The 16,067-nt window shown below is 69.3% G+C and carries 18 protein-coding genes; 12 read left to right on the plus strand and 6 right to left on the minus strand.

Translation table 11 applies throughout. From position 1 onward, the window contains the following. The first annotated feature begins 381 nt into the window (after positions 1–381). Positions 382–588, plus strand: coding sequence for a hypothetical protein (locus tag ETD85_RS24765; RefSeq protein ID WP_138692178.1), 207 nt, complete (start codon positions 382–384; stop codon positions 586–588). After that, entirely contained in the window at positions 585–863 is a 279-nt protein-coding gene (locus ETD85_RS24770) for a hypothetical protein (protein ID WP_138692179.1), read from the plus strand. Before ETD85_RS24765 ends, ETD85_RS24770 begins: the two co-directional genes overlap by 4 nt. A 232-nt stretch (positions 864–1,095) precedes the next feature. Here the strand turns inward: ETD85_RS24770 and ETD85_RS24775 are convergent, their stop codons facing one another. After that, positions 1,096–1,404, minus strand: a complete 309-nt coding sequence (locus ETD85_RS24775) for a hypothetical protein (RefSeq protein WP_138692180.1) — start codon at positions 1,402–1,404, stop codon at positions 1,096–1,098. A 497-nt stretch (positions 1,405–1,901) separates the two neighbouring features. Between ETD85_RS24775 and ETD85_RS24780 the strand changes: the two genes are divergently transcribed. Both ETD85_RS24780 and ETD85_RS24785 read left to right on the plus strand, forming a co-directional pair. Then, complete coding sequence (locus ETD85_RS24780) at positions 1,902–3,305, plus strand: alpha/beta fold hydrolase (protein WP_240779397.1); 1,404 nt, start codon at positions 1,902–1,904, stop codon at positions 3,303–3,305. An 892-nt stretch (positions 3,306–4,197) separates the two neighbouring features. After that, positions 4,198–4,338 carry a hypothetical protein gene (locus ETD85_RS24785; RefSeq protein WP_206058538.1) on the plus strand — a complete coding sequence of 47 codons (141 nt, stop codon included), beginning with the start codon at positions 4,198–4,200 and terminating at the stop codon, positions 4,336–4,338. Positions 4,339–4,460: 122 nt separating this feature from the next. Here ETD85_RS24785 and ETD85_RS24790 read toward each other — a convergent pair whose 3' ends face one another. Continuing rightward, positions 4,461–5,210 (minus strand): SDR family oxidoreductase, encoded by a 750-nt coding sequence (locus ETD85_RS24790; protein ID WP_138692182.1) that lies wholly within the window; start codon positions 5,208–5,210, stop codon positions 4,461–4,463. 81 nt (positions 5,211–5,291) lie between these two features. Further along, positions 5,292–6,032 (minus strand): SDR family NAD(P)-dependent oxidoreductase, encoded by a 741-nt coding sequence (locus ETD85_RS24795; RefSeq protein WP_138692183.1) that lies wholly within the window; start codon positions 6,030–6,032, stop codon positions 5,292–5,294. Positions 6,033–6,162: 130 nt separating this feature from the next. Here ETD85_RS24795 and ETD85_RS24800 point away from each other — a divergent pair, with 130 nt between their 5' ends. The 5 genes from ETD85_RS24800 to ETD85_RS24820 all read left to right on the plus strand — a co-directional run bounded on the left by ETD85_RS24800 (position 6,163) and on the right by ETD85_RS24820 (position 10,952). Then, a complete protein-coding gene (locus tag ETD85_RS24800) occupies positions 6,163–6,762 on the plus strand; it encodes a TetR/AcrR family transcriptional regulator (RefSeq protein ID WP_138692184.1) in 600 nt (199 codons plus the stop codon). 1,230 nt (positions 6,763–7,992) lie between these two features. Beyond that, positions 7,993–8,508 (plus strand): hypothetical protein, encoded by a 516-nt coding sequence (locus tag ETD85_RS24805; RefSeq protein ID WP_138692185.1) that lies wholly within the window; start codon positions 7,993–7,995, stop codon positions 8,506–8,508. 84 nt (positions 8,509–8,592) lie between these two features. Then, positions 8,593–9,657 (plus strand): calcium-binding protein, encoded by a 1,065-nt coding sequence (locus tag ETD85_RS24810; RefSeq protein ID WP_170246824.1) that lies wholly within the window; start codon positions 8,593–8,595, stop codon positions 9,655–9,657. A gap of 150 nt (positions 9,658–9,807) precedes the next feature. Then, positions 9,808–10,359 carry a hypothetical protein gene (locus ETD85_RS24815; protein ID WP_138692187.1) on the plus strand — a complete coding sequence of 184 codons (552 nt, stop codon included), beginning with the start codon at positions 9,808–9,810 and terminating at the stop codon, positions 10,357–10,359. Positions 10,360–10,394: 35 nt separating this feature from the next. Next, positions 10,395–10,952 carry a hypothetical protein gene (locus ETD85_RS24820; RefSeq protein WP_138692188.1) on the plus strand — a complete coding sequence of 186 codons (558 nt, stop codon included), beginning with the start codon at positions 10,395–10,397 and terminating at the stop codon, positions 10,950–10,952. 434 nt (positions 10,953–11,386) lie between these two features. Here ETD85_RS24820 and ETD85_RS63260 read toward each other — a convergent pair whose 3' ends face one another. Continuing rightward, positions 11,387–11,743, minus strand: coding sequence for a hypothetical protein (locus ETD85_RS63260; RefSeq protein ID WP_170246823.1), 357 nt, complete (start codon positions 11,741–11,743; stop codon positions 11,387–11,389). A gap of 42 nt (positions 11,744–11,785) precedes the next feature. On the opposite strand from ETD85_RS63260, the gene ETD85_RS64765 reads away from it, so the two are divergent. Then, a complete protein-coding gene (locus tag ETD85_RS64765; protein WP_206058540.1) occupies positions 11,786–11,923 on the plus strand; it encodes a hypothetical protein in 138 nt (45 codons plus the stop codon). Positions 11,924–11,952: 29 nt separating this feature from the next. Here the strand turns inward: ETD85_RS64765 and ETD85_RS24830 are convergent, their stop codons facing one another. Then, on the minus strand, positions 11,953–12,921 hold the full coding sequence (locus ETD85_RS24830; RefSeq protein ID WP_138692189.1) for an alpha/beta hydrolase: 969 nt from the start codon (positions 12,919–12,921) through the stop codon (positions 11,953–11,955). Positions 12,922–13,017: 96 nt separating this feature from the next. Then, positions 13,018–13,335, minus strand: a complete 318-nt coding sequence (locus ETD85_RS24835; RefSeq protein ID WP_138692190.1) for a putative quinol monooxygenase — start codon at positions 13,333–13,335, stop codon at positions 13,018–13,020. Positions 13,336–13,484: 149 nt separating this feature from the next. Between ETD85_RS24835 and ETD85_RS24840 the strand changes: the two genes are divergently transcribed. Then, a complete protein-coding gene (locus tag ETD85_RS24840; RefSeq protein ID WP_138692191.1) occupies positions 13,485–14,390 on the plus strand; it encodes an AraC family transcriptional regulator in 906 nt (301 codons plus the stop codon). A 268-nt stretch (positions 14,391–14,658) separates the two neighbouring features. Further along, positions 14,659–15,966, plus strand: coding sequence for a phosphotransferase family protein (locus ETD85_RS24845; RefSeq protein ID WP_170246825.1), 1,308 nt, complete (start codon positions 14,659–14,661; stop codon positions 15,964–15,966). The last annotated feature ends 101 nt before the right edge of the window (positions 15,967–16,067 follow it).

Below are 16,067 nucleotides of genomic sequence, written 5' to 3' on the forward strand. Positions count from 1 at the left end.
CGCCCCCACCGCGCCCCAGGCCCAGCACCCGTGCCTGACAGGCGCCGACCGGCAGCATCCTTCCCGGCCTGGCCCCCTGCTGCCCGCGCCCGTTGACACCGGTCAACTCCACCGGGAGATCGCCATTCTCGCCGGCACCCATTGCCGGGTCGTAGGTGCGATCGCGTTGGTCATCTGCCGCTGTAGTCAGGACATCGACAGGTAGCTCCCTGGCCGGGGGGAGGGGGTTCAGCCGGCGTATCGGGGTGATGTGATCGGGTGACGGTATCCGGCAAGGCGGGGCGGATCACGTCGTTCCGGGACGCCGGTATCCGGGTGCGGTTCGACGGCGCCCCCGGTGGAGCGCACGGTGAGTATCAGGGACGGGCGAGTACGCCGACGATGTCGAGGCGCCGAGAAGGCGGTGGCCTGCCCCCGCACCAGGTAGACCTGCGCGATCAGCGCATCCACGTACAGGGGCTCGGGCACGCCTACCTCGGCGACGACTCCACCCGCGAATGGCCGTACCACCCCGTCGAGGTGGAGTACCGGCACGTGCAGGTCCTCCAGGACGCCGTCCCCACCACCGCAGCGGGATCGCCCGCGTGAGCACCAGCATGCCGACGCGCTGGCAGATCGAAAAGCACGCCGAGCCCGGCGACCGGTTCGCCCCGGGCGCGTTCGACAGCCAGATCGGCAAGCAGATCCCCGTTATCATCGCCGAGCAGGTCAGCCTGCTCGGCACGCTCGTAGCCGCCGACGTCACCGACGACGGCCGCTCCGTCACCCTCACCGTTGACACCCTCATCCCCGTCACTCCGGAGGGAGGACTCGCAGCGTGGAACGTCGGCTGGACAACCGAGCGCAGCGCCGGTGTCAGGTGACATCCGATCTGGCCATTGTTCATGGCGTGACCCGGGGATGGCCACTTGGCTGGCACTCGCGGTTCTGCGGATCGTGGCACCGAAAGTGGCCATTCTCCGGCCAGGGCGTCCATCATGGCGGGCACCCCCAAAGCTGCGGCACCCTACTGGTCGGGGGCTCTAGAGACGACGAGGCGGCTCCGCGGTCGCCTCTGACCGTGGAGCCGCTGCGCCTGCTGATTGCCGGTCAGCCTCAGGGCACGAATATCACGCCGTTGAACTCTTCCGTACCCGCCCATTTGGTGCCTGGCTTGAGCGTCGCAACGATTCTGCCGTCGCAGGTGGAGTGCGAGTAGAGTACGGCGGTCCGGTTGGTGAACTTGTCGGCCGGCCCGTTGCCAGTCTCGAAGACGCACTTGTTGTCTGGCGGTTCGCGCCAGACCGTCCATGCGGTTCCGCGGTAGTAGCCCAAGTGGCCGGTGGCGGCGTAGGCGAAGCCGGGGGTAGCCAGGAGCAGCGTTCCGACTGCGGCGATGGCGCTGAGCATGGTGGTGCGGCGCATGGGGGTACCTCCTGTTTTCGGAGAGAGGAATAGATCTCTCCTTCATTACCTCCCCCGCCCGCTAACTACAGAACGTTACTTATCTTATACTCTCCGTTGCTATAGGGTGACTGTGGCCGTTAGGTATCGGGCTTAGGTAGGTGTCCGGCGCCAATGAACATGACAGCGGGGCTTGCGGCTGCCCTGGGCACTGTCATTTCGACGGGTGTCGAAATGCTGGCATTCGCATGCCGACACGACGATCGGGGCACATGCCTTGACGTGTGGATCTTGAGAGTCTGCGTAGGAAGGGCGACCATCCTCATAGAAACGGTAAGGAAACAACCGCTTCTCTATTACTGATCCGCATGACGTACCGGACTTCACTGACGGCACTGGTCCTGGCGCTAACGGGGTGGGCGGCGCATCCTTCCGTGGCGGGCGCCACCGCGAACCCCAGCTCGAGCTCCGGCGTATCTTCCGTGCAGTGGAAAACCTGCCCAGCCTACCCCGATGAGGTGATCCGCAGCCTGGGTGTGGCGGTGGACAAGATTGCGGCGTTCCGCTCCTTGATGAAGCGCCTGGAGTGCGGCACGGTCAGCGTCCCGCTGAACCATCGCGACCCCAGCGGACGGAAGATCGACATCGCGGTGACCCGGCTGGCCGCCACGGACGAGGCCCACCGGCTCGGCGCTGTTGCCGTCCTGCCGGGCGGGCCGGGCAACAGCGGATACCTGGACCCGGTCCTGCGGGCCGCGCTCAGGAACGAGGAGATGGCGGGGCTCAACGAGCGATACGACATCATCGGCTTCGACCCGCGCGGGGTCGGCTACAGCACCAAGGTCGCCTGCACCTTCTCGCCAAACGGCCCGCAGGAGCCCGGCACGCTGACCAAGGAGGCGGCCAGGAAGATATACGACGCCCAGGTCGCCGCCAACCAGAAGTGCGGACGCTCTGACCCCGCGTTCCTCGGACAGCTCACCACCGAGAACGTGGCCAAGGACTTGGACCTCATCCGGACCGCGCTGGGTGACAGTAAACTCAACCTGCTCGGCTTCTCCTGGGGCACCTATCTGGGCATGGTGTACCGCAGCCTGTTCCCCGGGCACACCGGACGGGCCTTCCTGGACAGCGTGGCGCCGCCGTGGACCCGTATTGACGAGCACGCCAAGGACAGCGCGGAGGCGGCCGAGCGAAACTTCGGGCGCATGGCCGCCTGGCTGGCCCACCGCCATGAGACCTACGGTCTCGGTGCCACCGCACGGAAGGTCCGCGAGGAGGTGGCGAACCTGGTAAGCACGTACGACAAGAGCCCCAAGGCCTACACCGACCTGCAGCGGCCTATCGACGGCTCGGCCGTGGCCGACCTGGCCAAGCGTAACTCGACCGAGTGGGTGCGCGCGGGCAGGGCGCTGGCCGAACTGCGGACGGCGACGGGCACCACCGCCCCGCCCACCGTCAAGGAGTTGCTCGGCGCTCCGATGATGGGGACGCCCGTTCCCGGCGCGCCCGAAACACTGAACATGACCATGAACTTGGCCGTCGCGTGCAACGAGGACAGCAGCCGGGCCGGTTTCGACACCGCCTGGCGTGACTACCAGCAGCTCGTGAAGCGCCATCCGGCGACCGGCCGGTCCTGGGGACTGCCTGTCATGTGTCCTGGCTGGCCGCTGCCGGTGCAGCAGGCCACGTTGAAGCGGAGCAGCGGGTCACTGGTGCTGGCGGGGCACCTGCACGAGTTCATGTCCGTCTACGACTGGACGCTGCAGACGCGGCGCGCCATCGGCGGCACCGTCTACACGGTCGCCGACGACGTGCACGTGTCGACCACCCGGGTGCCCAAGTGCGCCGCAGACGTGGTGCGGTACTTCGAGACGGGCCAGATCGGAAAAGGTTGCGAGGGCAGCGCAATCCCCAGCTGACCACCGGTTACCGGCCCGGCGACCCGCCGCGGGTGCCCTGGCGGCCACGTCGGGGCCCACGGCTTCGGGATCTTCGCTAAATGATCTCTCCGTAGCGCACGCTGTCGGGCGAACTCGGGGCGGCGAATGGTAGGAGATCCAGGAGCGGTGCAGGGGATCCTGGGCCATCTCAGCGGTTTCCGTCGCTCAGGTGTCGATGTGAAGGACCCAGATCGACACGTGATCCAGTTCCTCCGGGCTGTGCGTGTAGAGCGCGCGGTAGGTCAGCGTGATCAGCTCGTACGCGCCGGGGATCTCGGCGTATGGTACGGCTTCGGGGGGTCGTCGCCCAGAACCAGCAGCGCGTCAACGATCGGCGCGCGCAGGGTCATCGGCGCCAAGCGCAAGGCGATCTTGACGTCGGGGGAGAGGTGCCGGCTCAGGCCGGTTGGGAAGAAGCCGCCGACCACGCACTCGCCTGGGCCATGGACCACTCCTGACATTGGGGGCCGGCTTTTGGGGGCGCGCCCCCAAAAGCCGGTTCGCACGACCCCGACCTGTTCTTCCCGCTGGATGGGGAGATCCTCACCGCGGCCCAGTCCTCGGCCGTCCACAGGATCTGCGCCCTCCGGCGCCCGCCCCTGTCTAGCGTGGGCGCCGGCCACCATCGCAGCGGACGGCACGCGTAGCGGCCGGCTGGCACGCCGGGCGGCGCCACCCCCGGACGGGGTCGGCCCTCGCCGGCACGCTGGCCCGCCACACCGTGCGTGCACGCCATCCAGCCCGACCCGGAGACTCTGCACGCCGGGCGGGCGCGCCACGGCGGCGGCCCGCTGGGCTGGATCGCCGCCGCCCCAGGTGGTGGCGCTGGAGTTCGCCACCATCGCGGCCAACAACCACTGGCGCTGATCCCATGACGCAGGTGCGATTCACCCACATCGGCGGCCCCACCGTCCTCATCGAGTTCGACGGCTGGCGACTGCTCACCGACCCGACCTTCGCCCCTCCCGGCCGGCGCTACGCCTTCGGCGACTGTCTGAGCGTGCCCCCGTAGCGCTGCGGGGCCACTACCTGGGCGGTGGCTACTTCCCCCACTGGCCCCCCTGTGCCCCAGAGTGGCGGCCCGCCGTGGCTTCGGGAGTTCTATGCCTACTCACCAGTCCTGACGAATCGAGGTCAGTAGGCGAGCTCTCCGATGCCGCCATCGACGCGCAGGATGGTGCCGACGGTGTACGCGGACTCGTCGGAGGCCAGGTAGACAGCCGCCTTCGCCAGCTCGGTGGCGGTGCCGATGCGATGCAGGGGCACGGTCCGCCGCAACTCGTCGTACAGGGCGGCCTGTCGCTCGGGGCCGAGTGAGGCGAACGTGTCCGTGAGGGTCGGCCCTGGGCTCAGCCCGTTGACGCGGACGCCCCGGTCCTTCAGCTCATAGGTCAGCCCGCGCGACAGGGACAGCAGGCCGGCCTTGGCGGCGCCGTAGACCGCCGCGTTCTCGTGCCCGATGAAGGCGGAGACGGAACCGACGAGGATGACGGACGCCTGCCGGGACAACAGCGGCAGCAGGGCCTTGATCAGGAAGAACGGCCCCTTGAGGTTGGTGGCGACGAGCCGGTCGAACGCCTCCTCGGTCCATTGTTCGATCGGCAGGTGGGTGACGTCGGCGGCGTTGCTCATCACGACGTCGAGCCGCGGCCACTCCTGCCGCAGCCGCGCCGCGAGCGCCGCCTGGCCGGGCACGTCGCCGGCGTCGGACAGCACGGGCAGCACCCGGCCGTCCAGCCGCCGGGCGGCCTCCTCCAGACGTTCGCGCGAGCGGCCGGTGATCGCGACGGCCGCTCCCTCGGCGAGGAACTCGCGGGCGGTCTCGAACCCGATGCCGCTCGTCCCTCCCGTGATCAGTGCGTACTTGCCCTCAAGACGGCCCATTGACCTCAATCTCCTCACTCGCGCCCGAGCGCGTGGTTCTGGTAACGGTGGTTGTGCAGGGGGACCGGAGCACGTCCCCGGTCAGATGGCGGTGCGGCCTCCGTCGGCGGCCACGACGGCGCCGGTCACGTAGCCGGCCTGGTCGCCGGCGAGGAAGGCGATCACCTGGGCGACCTCGGCCGGGTCGGCGGCGCGATTCAGCGCGGTCGTCAGCCCCAGACCGCCGAGGTCCGGGCCCATGGCCGCCACCACCTTGGAGGTGGTCATCGGGCCGGGCGCCACGGCGTTGACGCGCACGTTGGAGGCGGCGAACTCGGCCGCCCAGGTACGGGTCAGCGACTCCAGCGCCGCCTTGGTGGCGCCGTAGACCGCCATCGCCGGCATGCCCAGGGCGGCCGCGGTGGAGCTGACGTTGACGATGCTGCCGCCCTCGCCGGCGGCCATCTTCGGCGCGAGCCGGGCGACCAGGATGAACGGCGCGCGCACGTTGACCGCGAAGGCGGCGTCGTAGCCGGCGAGGTCCTGGTCGGCGGTCGCGCTGAACGGGACGACGGCCGCGTTGTTGACGAGGATGTCCACCGCGCCGGCGTCCTCGGCCAGCCGCTGCACGGCCTGCGGGTCGGCCAGGTCGGCGGGGATGAAGCGCACGGTGCCGGCCGTGCTCACCCGCACGTCGTCCACGACCTGGGCGCCACGCTCCGGGTCGGTGCCGGTGATGATCACGTTGGCCCCGCCGGCGGCGAGGATCCTCGCTGTCGCGTGCCCGAGCCCGCCGATGGCGCCCGATCCGGTGATCAGCGCCGTCTTCCCGTTGAAGTCCATGGGGGTCCTGCCTCTCGTCCGCCAGTACGCTCATGCGCCGGGCTGACTTCCGTGTAGTCGTTCAATAAGTCGCTCAGCCGTCACCGTACGATATTTCGTGCAAGCGGTCAAAAAGTCGTACCCTGGGGATATGGCACGGACAGGACGCCCCCGCGCATTCGACAAAGACCAGGCCCTGGAGCGCGCGCTGCTGCTGTTCTGGTCCCGGGGCTACGGAGAGACCTCCGTTCAGGACCTGGTCGACGCGCTGGCCCTGGAGCGGGGCAGCCTGTACGGCGCCTTCGGCGACAAGCGGCAGTTCTACCTGACGGCGGTCCAGTTGTACTGGGACACCTACGAGCGCCGGCTGACCACGGCGCTGGAGGCCGGGCCGGTGCTGCCGGCGCTGCGCGAGGTGCTCACCCATCCGGCCCGGGCGCAGGAGTACGCCTCCGACGTCGGCGTTCCGCAAGGGTGCATGATCGGCAACACCACCGCCGAACTGGTCCCGCACGATGCCGAGGCCCGCGAGATCGTAGCCCGCTCCCACGGCCGCTTCACCCAGATCGTCGCCGACGCCCTGCGGCGCGCGCAGGCCGGCGGCGAGGTCACCCAGGCCGCCACCCCCGAGGCCCAGGCGCAGCTCCTGCTGTTCACCGTCCAGGGCCTTTCCCTGGTCTCCCGCGCCGGGCTCGACACCTCTGCCGCACTCGCTGCCGTCGACGCCCTGATCGACACCCTCCGCGCTTAATGCGCGGGCGCGAAGCGCCCACCGCGCCGTCGGCCGGTCCGGCGAGCACACCCCCGCCTGCCGCTGGATCGACCCGGCCGACGCGCACGACAAAACTTCACCCGAGTCGGTTCGGCCTTCGGGGAGGATCGGACCGGATTTTGGCGCCAGATAGACGATTTGGCGACGAGGGCTGTTTGCCCTGGTCGAGCGCCCTAGCGTGCCTGCTTATGCCTGTGGATTTCCTCTCAGAGAGAGCATGTAGCCCGCTGTCGCCCGTTCCGGGCCGAGGTGTCGGCGACCGGGTTCGATCCCCGCGGCGAGCGTGACGTGCTCGCCGCGGAGGGCGGAGACTTCGGCGCCGCGCTCATGCCGGCGTCACCTGGGAAGCCCTCGCGCCGGTGCTACGCGGGGGCGACCGCCGCGCCAGCACGACCTCCATCAGGCCACCTGTTTCGCGCAACGCCGCGCCGGAAGCGGCGGATGGACTATCCGGTCGTCTCGATCGCCTCGCGCCATGCAGGGTGCCTCCCGCACGCAAGAAGGGAGCACCGCGGCGCGAAGCGGTGCCTCAACTCAAGGGGCACCGAGCGTACGGTCTGGCACCGACGGTTTCGCTGGCCGCCCTGCCGCTTGCGGGGACGTCCGAGAAGGCATCGACCTTCGGCGAGTCAGAAAACGAGGGTTCTGGTCGTGTCTGCAGCCGCCGCTGATGTCCAACACCGGACACGGGCCGCGGCACCAGCCGTGTCGATGCATGGGCAAGGTGCCCGGCTTGGGCCGCGCCCGCTGTCTTGCTGCGCTGGTGGGGGCTCGGCCGGGGTGCGAAGTGGTCGGCGGGCCGGCGGCCGCGACGGTCCGAAGGAGCGCATCGGCACGCGAGGCGGCCTCGCTGGAGCCTTGTTGGGGGGTGGAGCGGCATGCACACTAGCCCGAGGTACCTGCACCTGCACTAGGACCGCACCCACCATCGCCGTCCGGAAACGGCCGGCCCGGGAGGTCTGCGCTGACGGATCAGAGGTGCCTGGAACAAGACGGCAAGCCCATGGCACGGATATCCGGGCTCGCCGTCGGATAGCCCTGGACCAGCGCAGGGACGGCAGCCGGCTGTCGTCTTGCGATGGCCGGGGCCGGGTAGTACGGGCGTGCCCGAGGCCGCGTCCGCCGATCGGGGCCTGCCTTGGGTGGCGGGTCCGTGAGCCCTGTGAGGCGATCATGCGGATGTCCTCGTTGTGGCGTCCTGCGCACGGTTTGGCGCAGTGGCTTCTCGTCGCGATGCTGACGGTGGCGGCGCTCAACGTGTCGGTACCGCCGGCACATGCGGCGGCCAGTACGACGTGTACGGGCACCTCGGCGGTCACCTACTCGCCACCTTTGACGAACACGCCGCAGACGGTCAGCTACAGCGAGAGCGACACCTACAGCTCCTGCACCTCCACCGACCCCACGCTGACGGCGGGCACCTCTTCGACGAACATCACACTGCCCGGCGCGTCTTGCGTCGGCGGGGGCGTCTTCCCGCCGTCGGCGTACACGATCTCCTGGAACAACGGCCAGTCCAGCACGATGTCGATGACGTTCACCGACGTGATCGTCGCCGGGATCGAGACGGTCACCGGCGTCGGGACGGTGACGTCGGGCCAGTTCACCGGCGGGACCGCCACGATCGTCTGGGTCTACACGGTCCCCAACCCGCTGCTGTGCCTGAGCACCGGCATCACCGGCCAGAACGGGACCGTGGCCGCGCAGATCCTCGTCGTTCCCTGATCCGACCGGCGCAGGCCCTGGTTTGAGCCCGAAGTGCCCCCACGTCCTCCTGGAGGGGAATCCATGCACATCATCGGCTCCCTAATGCCTCGCACCAGGCACGTCTTCAACGCACGGACCAGGCACCCGCTGGTCGCCGTAATCGCCGCTGTGGCGCTGGGGTTCGCGGTCGTCGCCTCTACGGCCGCACCGGCCTGGGCCGTGGCCCCGGCCAACGACGACTTCGCCAACGCCCAAGCCCACACCACGGCCTTCGCCGACAACGTGAGCACCGTCGACGCCACCACCGAGGGCAGCGAACCCGCTCCGACCGGGTCCTGCGCCAACAACAGCCTCGCGTACAAGACCGTCTGGTACTCGCTGACCCTGCCGGCCGCCGCCACCGTCACCGCCGACACCGCCGGATCGAACTTCGACACCGTCCTTACGGCCTACACCGGCGCCAGCCTGGGCTCGCTGACCGAGATCGCCTGCAACGACGACGGAATCGCCCCCGGCGGACCCTCGACGCTGTCCTTCTCTGCCAGCGCCTCCACCACCTATCTCATCCGCATCGGCGGCTGGAACCAGGACGGCGGCGCCCACAGCTACTCGCAAGGCAATGCCGTACTCAACGTCCAGATCCTGCCCACCTGCACGATCACCGGCACCTCCGGCGCCGACACGCTCAACGGCACCAGCGGTGCCGACGTGATCTGCGGCCTGGAGGGCAACGACACCATCAATGGCGGCAACGGCAACGACATCATCTCCGGCGGCCTCGGTGACGACATCATCGACGGCGGCAACGGCACCGACACCCTCTACGGCGACTACGGGAACGACGCCATGGGCGGCGGCAACGGCGCCGACACCCTGTTCGGCGGCCCCGGCAACGACACCAACGACGGCGAAACCCTGCTCGGCGGCCTGCTGCACCTGTTCGACAACGGCAGCGACACCATCGACGGCGGCCCCGGCGACGACACCCTCGACGGCCAGAACGGTGACGACACCCTGATCGACCACACCGGCACCGACACCATGAGCGGCAACGTCGGCAACGACAGCATCGATGTCCAGGACGGCGTCGGCGGCGACAGCGCCAACGGCGGCCTGGGCTCCGACACCTGCGCCGCAGACGGCGGCGACACCACCAGCAGCTGCTGACCCCCACAGCGACGGGGGGGGCCTGGCTGCCGCCGGCACACCCCCTCTCCACCCCGCCCCGCCGGACCTCCTGTCCGGGCCGCCCTGAAAGGACTGCCCGGACAGGTCCGGAGCGGCCGACGCCGGAGCCTCATCGAACGGAGTCTCGTCATGGCCCACCCCACGCGCACGCTCGCCGCCCTGCTCGGCCTGATCACCTGCGTCATGCTGCTCACCCCGGCCACCGCCGCCCCGGTGAGCGCCACTTCCGCGAGTGCCGGGGACGTCACCTGCACCCCGCCCAGCAGCAACACCGCCACCTTCAACCCGCCACTTACCTCGACCCCGCAGAGCACCACCGTGTCCAGCTCCACCCAATACGGTCCCTGCGTATCGCTGGCCCAGCCCGCCGTGACCTCCGGCACCCGCACCGCCCTCCTCACCCAGCCACGCAGCTGCCTGGACCTGCTCACCGCCTCCAGCATCACCTACACGATCACCTGGAACACCGGCCAGACCTCCACCGTCTCCGGCAACACCACCACCAGCACGGCCGGCGCCGTCATCGTCTTCACCATCACCGGCACGGTCACCTCCGGCCTGTTCGCCGGCAGCAGCGCCCTGCAGGTCAACGTCGCGCCGTCGGCGAACATCCTGCTGTGCACCGCGGGCCTGGGCACCGTCCCCAGCATCTACTCCACCGTCACCCTGACGATCACCTGACCCGCCGCCACCCGAACAGGACAAACGAGGTAACCATGCTGGAACAGCATCGCCCGCGTTCCGCGATCGCCGGGCCGCGACGCCGTCTCCTGGCCGCCCTGCTGGCCTGTGTCCTGGCGGCCGCCGCCATCGCCCTGCCCCGCGCAGCCCACGCGGCCTCCTCCACCACCTGCACCGGCACCAGCCATGCCACCTACAGCCCCGGCCTGACCTTCACCCCGCAAACCGTGACCGGCACCGACGCCAGCACCCTGTCCTCCTGCACCTCCACCGACACCACCCTGAACAGCGGCTCCTGGAACGATGGCGGCACCATCACCGACGCCTCCTGCAACGACGCCGAAATCGGACCCGGCCCGCTCACCGTCACCTGGAACAACAGCCAGACCTCCACCGCCAGCCTCACCTACGTGCTGACCATCACCGGCGGCATCCTGCAGACCATCGGCACCGGCACCATCACCTCCGGCGAGTTCACCGGCGCCACCGCCGTCTTCACCTGGATCTACGTGGTCAACCCGCTGCAATGCCTGGCCTCCGGGGGTCTGACCGCCCAGGACGGCACCATCGCCGTCCAGATCATCGGCCTGTGATCGGCGCATGGAACAAGCTGCCCTAGCTGGCCGACCCCGCACCGTGTACGCGCTCATGGCCGGATATCCCGTCCATGAGCGATCATGACAGCGCACTGAGCGGGCGATTCACTCTCCGGCCGCTGCGCGACTTGGGCCCGTTATCCGGTACATCGCGCCCGGACGCTGTTCACACGTGGCGACCGGCATGAGCGTGGCACCGAAGATCACCGCGTTGCGCGGCGGCAGGTCGCCCCTCGCCGCGGCCGCCATCCAGGCCACACCGCGCGCAGCAAACGCCAAGACCCACCGCGCCTACGCCTCAGCCATCGACCGCGTCATCACCCGGCGTCGCCGAACACCCGGGCACTCCTTCGATGCAACAGGCCTACAAGGCCGGTCAACGTGCCTTGCGTGCCTGACAAGATCATATCGTTCTGACCTGCGACAAGCGGTCAAGAACCCAAGACAACCATCGTGTCGTCATCGGGCCGGCGTTCGCCGAGCCGTTCAGCCGGGGCGGCCAGCCCAGCCAGGATCTGGTCGGGGGTTTCGGCGGCGATCCAGGCCACCACCGGCCAGCGCGCCGCTTGGCTGGCCCAGGCGTAGCAGGCGGCCAGCAGGGTCTTGCCCACCCCGGGTGCGCCGGCCAGCGCCCAGATCACCACCGCCCCGCCGCCCGTGTCCGGCCCGCTCGCGCCGGGCTCACCGAGCAACTCGGCGAGCCGTTCCAGGCCCGCGCCCTGCTCGACGCCCACACCGCAGTCGGCGGGGCGCCGGTCACAGGCTGGGACCTGCACGAATACCGCCATTCTGGTCTCACCCACCTCAGCGAGGCCGGGGCTGGCCTGCCCATGCTGATGGCGAAGTCCCGGCACAAGCAGCCGGAGAACGTACGGCGCTACTTCCACCTCTCGGCGGAGGCGATCGCCGAGGTCACCAGCCTGCTCGCGCCCGGAGACCGCAGACGCGGAGGTCTTGGCCAAGGCTGAAGCGTATGACCGGAACTCGTCGACTTCACCTATGCGGCGGCGTTCGTGGGCAGGAGCCGGGCGAGCCAGTCGGTGCGGGTTCGGCGGGCTGTGGCCGAGATGTGTGCCTGCGGGTACAGGGCGTCGAATCCGTGGAAGCCGCCTGCCCAGACGTGGAGTTCGGCCTGGCCGCCGGCCGCCCAGATGCGGGTGGCGTAGTCGGTGTCCTCGTCGCGGAAGACTTCGGCGGAGCCGGTGTCGATGTAGGTGGTCGGCAGGCCCGCGAGGTCGTCGGCCAGGGCGGGTGAGACGTATGCGGGTACCTCGTCGTCGGTGAGGTCGCCGAGGAGGCAGCGCCATCCGAATCCGTTCATCTCGCGGGTCCAGACGCCGGGCCCGTTCGAGTGCTGGAGGCTGGAGGTGGTGGTGTTGCGGTGGTCGAGCATGGGGCCGATCAGGACTTGGGCGGCGATCGGCGGAGTGCCGAGGTCGCGGGCCAGCAGGGTGACGCCGGCGGCGAGGCCGCCGCCCGCGCTGGCGCCTGCGACGATGATCCGGGCGGGGTCGATGCCCAGTTCGGCGGCGTGGTCGGCGATCCAGAGCAGTCCCTGGTAGCAGTCGTCGACCGGGACAGTGCCGGTGGACTCGGGCGCGAGCCGGTAGTCGACGGAGACCACGACGGCGCCGAACTCGTCGAGCCACTCCAGGGGGATGTCGATCTGTGAGAAGCGGTCGCCCATGACCATCCCGCCGCCGTGCATCCAGTAGACGCAGGGTGCGGCAGCGGTGCGATCGCTGTTCGCGGGGCTGAAGACGGACAAGGGGATCGGGGTGCCGTCCGGGCTCGCGACGGTGACCTCGCGCCGGTCGATGGCGCGACCTTCGAGGAGGGGTTCGACGGGCATCGAGGAGAAGGGGCGTACCTGCGCCAGCACTTCCGGGCTGAGCTGGGACATCAGCGGCATGTCGGCCAGGAGTTCATGCAGTTCGGGGTCGAGGGAGGGGCGTGCTGTGGTCATGGTCGTTGCCTTTCGTGGGTGGTGGCGGGACGGTCGGGCGAGGACGGGGCCGCCTCACCGAGGTGGCCGAGGCCGGGGTGTGGGGTGTTCGGCGGGTCAGAGGGCGGATTTGCCGCGGACCGGAACGTAGTCGGTGTACTCGGCGTCCTTGGCGAGCAGCGGGTCGATCTGCGCCACGATGGCCTGGGCGGCCTCACCGGCGAAGACGCGATGGTGGTCCTCCTCGCTGGTCCAGCCTTCGGCGACGTGGACGACGTCGGGGTCGGACGCGGAGCGGGAGACGAGGTAGACGAGGCAGTATTCGCTCGCGCCGGGGCTGCCCTCGTTCAGTCCGGTCAGCAGCAGGTCGACGAGCTGGTCGCCCATACCGGGCCTGGCGGTCAGGGTGGCGCTGAAGCCGTAGTCGGCAATCATGGATTCCTTCTATTCCTCTTCGGTGATGGAGTGAGGTGATTCCATTCAAGCGGGCTGAACTGCGAAAACGTTAGACCGATACTCGTTTGCACTTGCACGATCCTCGCGGCTTTGGGAACCTCGGCGCTGAATGGTGCTGCAATGGCCGCATGTACCTCGAAGAACTCCGCACCCTGCTGGCCCGCCATGCGCGGCCCGACTGGACCACCGCCGTCGACGGCGTCCTCATCTCGAAGGTCGACCGCCCTGATCCGCCGGCGCCTTCGATGTCCGGTACGGTCCTGGCGGTCGTCGCGCAGGGCGCCAAACGCCTCGCCCTGGGTGAGAGGGTGTTCGAGTACGGACCCGGGCAGTACCTGGTTGCATCCGTCGATCTGCCTGTCACAGGGCAGTTCACCCAGGCCGACCCCAAGCAGCCGGCGCTGGGGTTCGGTCTCGTCCTGGAACCGTCCGCCGTTGCCGAGCTGCTGCTTGAGGCCGGGCCCGGAGATGCCCCCCGGGGCGGTGGGGGAGCGCCGTCGGGGATCGCCGTCAGTGACGCTCCGTCCGCGCTGCTGGACGCGGTGGTCCGGCTGCTGCGCCTGCTCGACGAGCCCCGCGACCGGGCCGTACTGGCCCCGCTGGTCAAGCGCGAGATCCTGTGGCGCCTGATCACCGGCGAGCAGGGTGCGACGGTTCGCCAGCTCGGCCTGGCCGACAGCAGCCTCAGCCACATCTCGCGGGCCGTGCGCTGGATCCGCGAGCACTACGCGCAGCCCTTCCGGGTCGAGGACGTGGCGCGGCAGTCCGGCATGAGCGTCTCCGCCTTCTACCGCAACTTCCAAGCGGTGACCGCGATGAGCCCCATCCAGTTCCAGAAGCAGATCCGGCTCCAGGAGGCCCGGCTGCTGCTCGCCACCCACCCCGGAGACGTCACCGGAGTCGGCCACCGCGTCGGCTACGACAACCCGTCGCAGTTCAGCCGGGAGTACCGCCGCCAGTTCGGCGTGCCCCCCAGCCAGGACGCCGCCCGCCTGCGGCAGGCCGTGCGTGCGCCGGCAGGTCTCCTGCCCTGAGCTGGGTGGGCTCTATTGGAGGATCGTGCAAGGAGCAGCGAGGATAGTTGGGAGTTGGCCAGGCCAACTCCACTTCCTTAGCTATCGCTGGCCCGGCGATGTCCATGGATGACCTGAGGCACCAGCCGAAACACCTTTGCCTGCTGGTCTGGCGAGCTGTGATCATGCCGCTCATGGGTGAGCTTTCTGCCGTGGTCATGAACGACGCCAACTCGCTATCTCGTGAACTCCGTCGCTCCTTGGAGGGTTGATCATGTCGTCAGATTCCGTGGAAGCCGTGCTGGTCATCGTCGACCGGGACGGTGCCGTGCTGTGCGACATGGCCGGCGGCATTGCGGCGCTGCCGCGGATGCGGTTCGACGTCAGGTGGCCGCCGATGGACAGCGAGTTGACCGATCGCGTTCGCCGCGTATTCGGGCTGATCACCGTGGTCCTCGAGCCGTTGGACTTCACCACAGTGGTCCTGCTGGCGGCAGGCGGAGCGCGGCCGGTCTGCGCCGATGGGTTCGCGTGGCACGGGCATGATGTGGTGAGCGGGCAGAGCCTGGTCCTCGATCGCCGGGCGGCGCGATCCCGTCCGCTCGCCTCCGAGTGGTTCAGGCCAGGCTGGTTCGAGCGAGCCGAGTCCTACATCGACGGGGAGATCAGGGCTGCCGGTCGCGTGCGGCTCGGTCCGAGCCGTCAGATCAAGCACTGGAGCATGTCTGCCGTGCTCCGCACGCCGACTGATCGGGGTGACCTGTATCTGAAAGCGGTCCTGCCGAGGCTGGCTCGCGAACCGGACATCACTCGATACCTGGCGTCCTTGCGCGTCGCGCCGTTCGCCACCATCATCGCGATCTCACCCGGTGACCGCTGGTGGCTCGCCGAGGACTTCGGCGGCGTGGATGCCTGGGCGGTCTCCACGGAGCGGCGTCGCGCGTGCCTGACCCAGCTGGTCAGGGTGCAGAAGAAGACCATCGGACGCGGGGACGAGCTGATCGCCGTGGGGTGCGTCCCGCTCACGCCGGCCGCGCTGGCTGACGGCGTGCGGTCAATCCTGGCCCGCGACGACATCTGGCGGGCGCCCAAGCTTGCGAAGAACCTGGATCGGGCGCTGAGCGGCGAGGAGGCCGACCGGCTGCAGGCGCTGACCCCCTACCTGGTCGAATGCGCCGAGCGCTTGGATGAGGCGGCCATCCCGGCGACGATCGTTCACCGCGATTTCCATCCGGGCAACGTGGTCCTGCGCGAGGAGGAGATCCTGTTGCACGACTGGAGCTTCGCCACCATCACGAACCCGTTGTTTGATCTGGCATCATGGCTGCTCGACGCGCCCGAGCCGGACGCTGCGAGCTACCTCGACGTCTGTTTCGCCGCCTGGGCAGACACCATCGCTCCGGAGCGGATGCGGAGCGCGTGGCGGCTGGCCAAGCCGCTCGCCGCGGTGGTGGAGATGATGAAGCTGATCGAGCTGGCCGACATCGTCGGACCGGATCACGACTTCAACTGGCTACCGATGACCTACGGCTGGGGACGCCGGCTGCTGAACGCGGCCACCGACTCCGACCTGGCCATCAACGGTTGGCGAAAGTAGGGCTCGTCGGTCGCGCGCAGGGACCACTCGACGCCCAGGACCGACGCGCAGCCAAGGCCAGGAACATGACCTGACTTCGTCCCAGGTCCTCCGAGGGCGCC

Source organism: Nonomuraea zeae, from assembly GCF_005889725.1.
GTDB lineage: Bacteria > Actinomycetota > Actinomycetes > Streptosporangiales > Streptosporangiaceae > Nonomuraea > Nonomuraea zeae.

Excerpts from the sequence above, each read along its gene's own strand:
- ETD85_RS24830 (WP_138692189.1), bottom strand. The coding sequence starts at position 12,921 with ATGACCACAGCACGCCCCTCCCTCGACCCCGAACTGCATGAACTCCTG.
- ETD85_RS24815 (WP_138692187.1), top strand. The coding sequence starts at position 9,808 with ATGGCCCACCCCACGCGCACGCTCGCCGCCCTGCTCGGCCTGATCACC.
- ETD85_RS24835 (WP_138692190.1), bottom strand. The coding sequence starts at position 13,335 with ATGATTGCCGACTACGGCTTCAGCGCCACCCTGACCGCCAGGCCCGGT.
- ETD85_RS24785 (WP_206058538.1), top strand. The coding sequence starts at position 4,198 with ATGACGCAGGTGCGATTCACCCACATCGGCGGCCCCACCGTCCTCATC.
- ETD85_RS24795 (WP_138692183.1), bottom strand. The coding sequence starts at position 6,032 with ATGGACTTCAACGGGAAGACGGCGCTGATCACCGGATCGGGCGCCATC.
- ETD85_RS24800 (WP_138692184.1), top strand. The coding sequence starts at position 6,163 with ATGGCACGGACAGGACGCCCCCGCGCATTCGACAAAGACCAGGCCCTG.
- ETD85_RS24775 (WP_138692180.1), bottom strand. The coding sequence starts at position 1,404 with ATGCGCCGCACCACCATGCTCAGCGCCATCGCCGCAGTCGGAACGCTG.
- ETD85_RS63260 (WP_170246823.1), bottom strand. The coding sequence starts at position 11,743 with ATGGCGGTATTCGTGCAGGTCCCAGCCTGTGACCGGCGCCCCGCCGAC.
- ETD85_RS24810 (WP_170246824.1), top strand. The coding sequence starts at position 8,593 with ATGCCTCGCACCAGGCACGTCTTCAACGCACGGACCAGGCACCCGCTG.
- ETD85_RS24790 (WP_138692182.1), bottom strand. The coding sequence starts at position 5,210 with ATGGGCCGTCTTGAGGGCAAGTACGCACTGATCACGGGAGGGACGAGC.
- ETD85_RS24765 (WP_138692178.1), top strand. The coding sequence starts at position 382 with ATGTCGAGGCGCCGAGAAGGCGGTGGCCTGCCCCCGCACCAGGTAGAC.
- ETD85_RS24820 (WP_138692188.1), top strand. The coding sequence starts at position 10,395 with ATGCTGGAACAGCATCGCCCGCGTTCCGCGATCGCCGGGCCGCGACGC.
- ETD85_RS24840 (WP_138692191.1), top strand. The coding sequence starts at position 13,485 with ATGTACCTCGAAGAACTCCGCACCCTGCTGGCCCGCCATGCGCGGCCC.
- ETD85_RS64765 (WP_206058540.1), top strand. The coding sequence starts at position 11,786 with ATGCTGATGGCGAAGTCCCGGCACAAGCAGCCGGAGAACGTACGGCGC.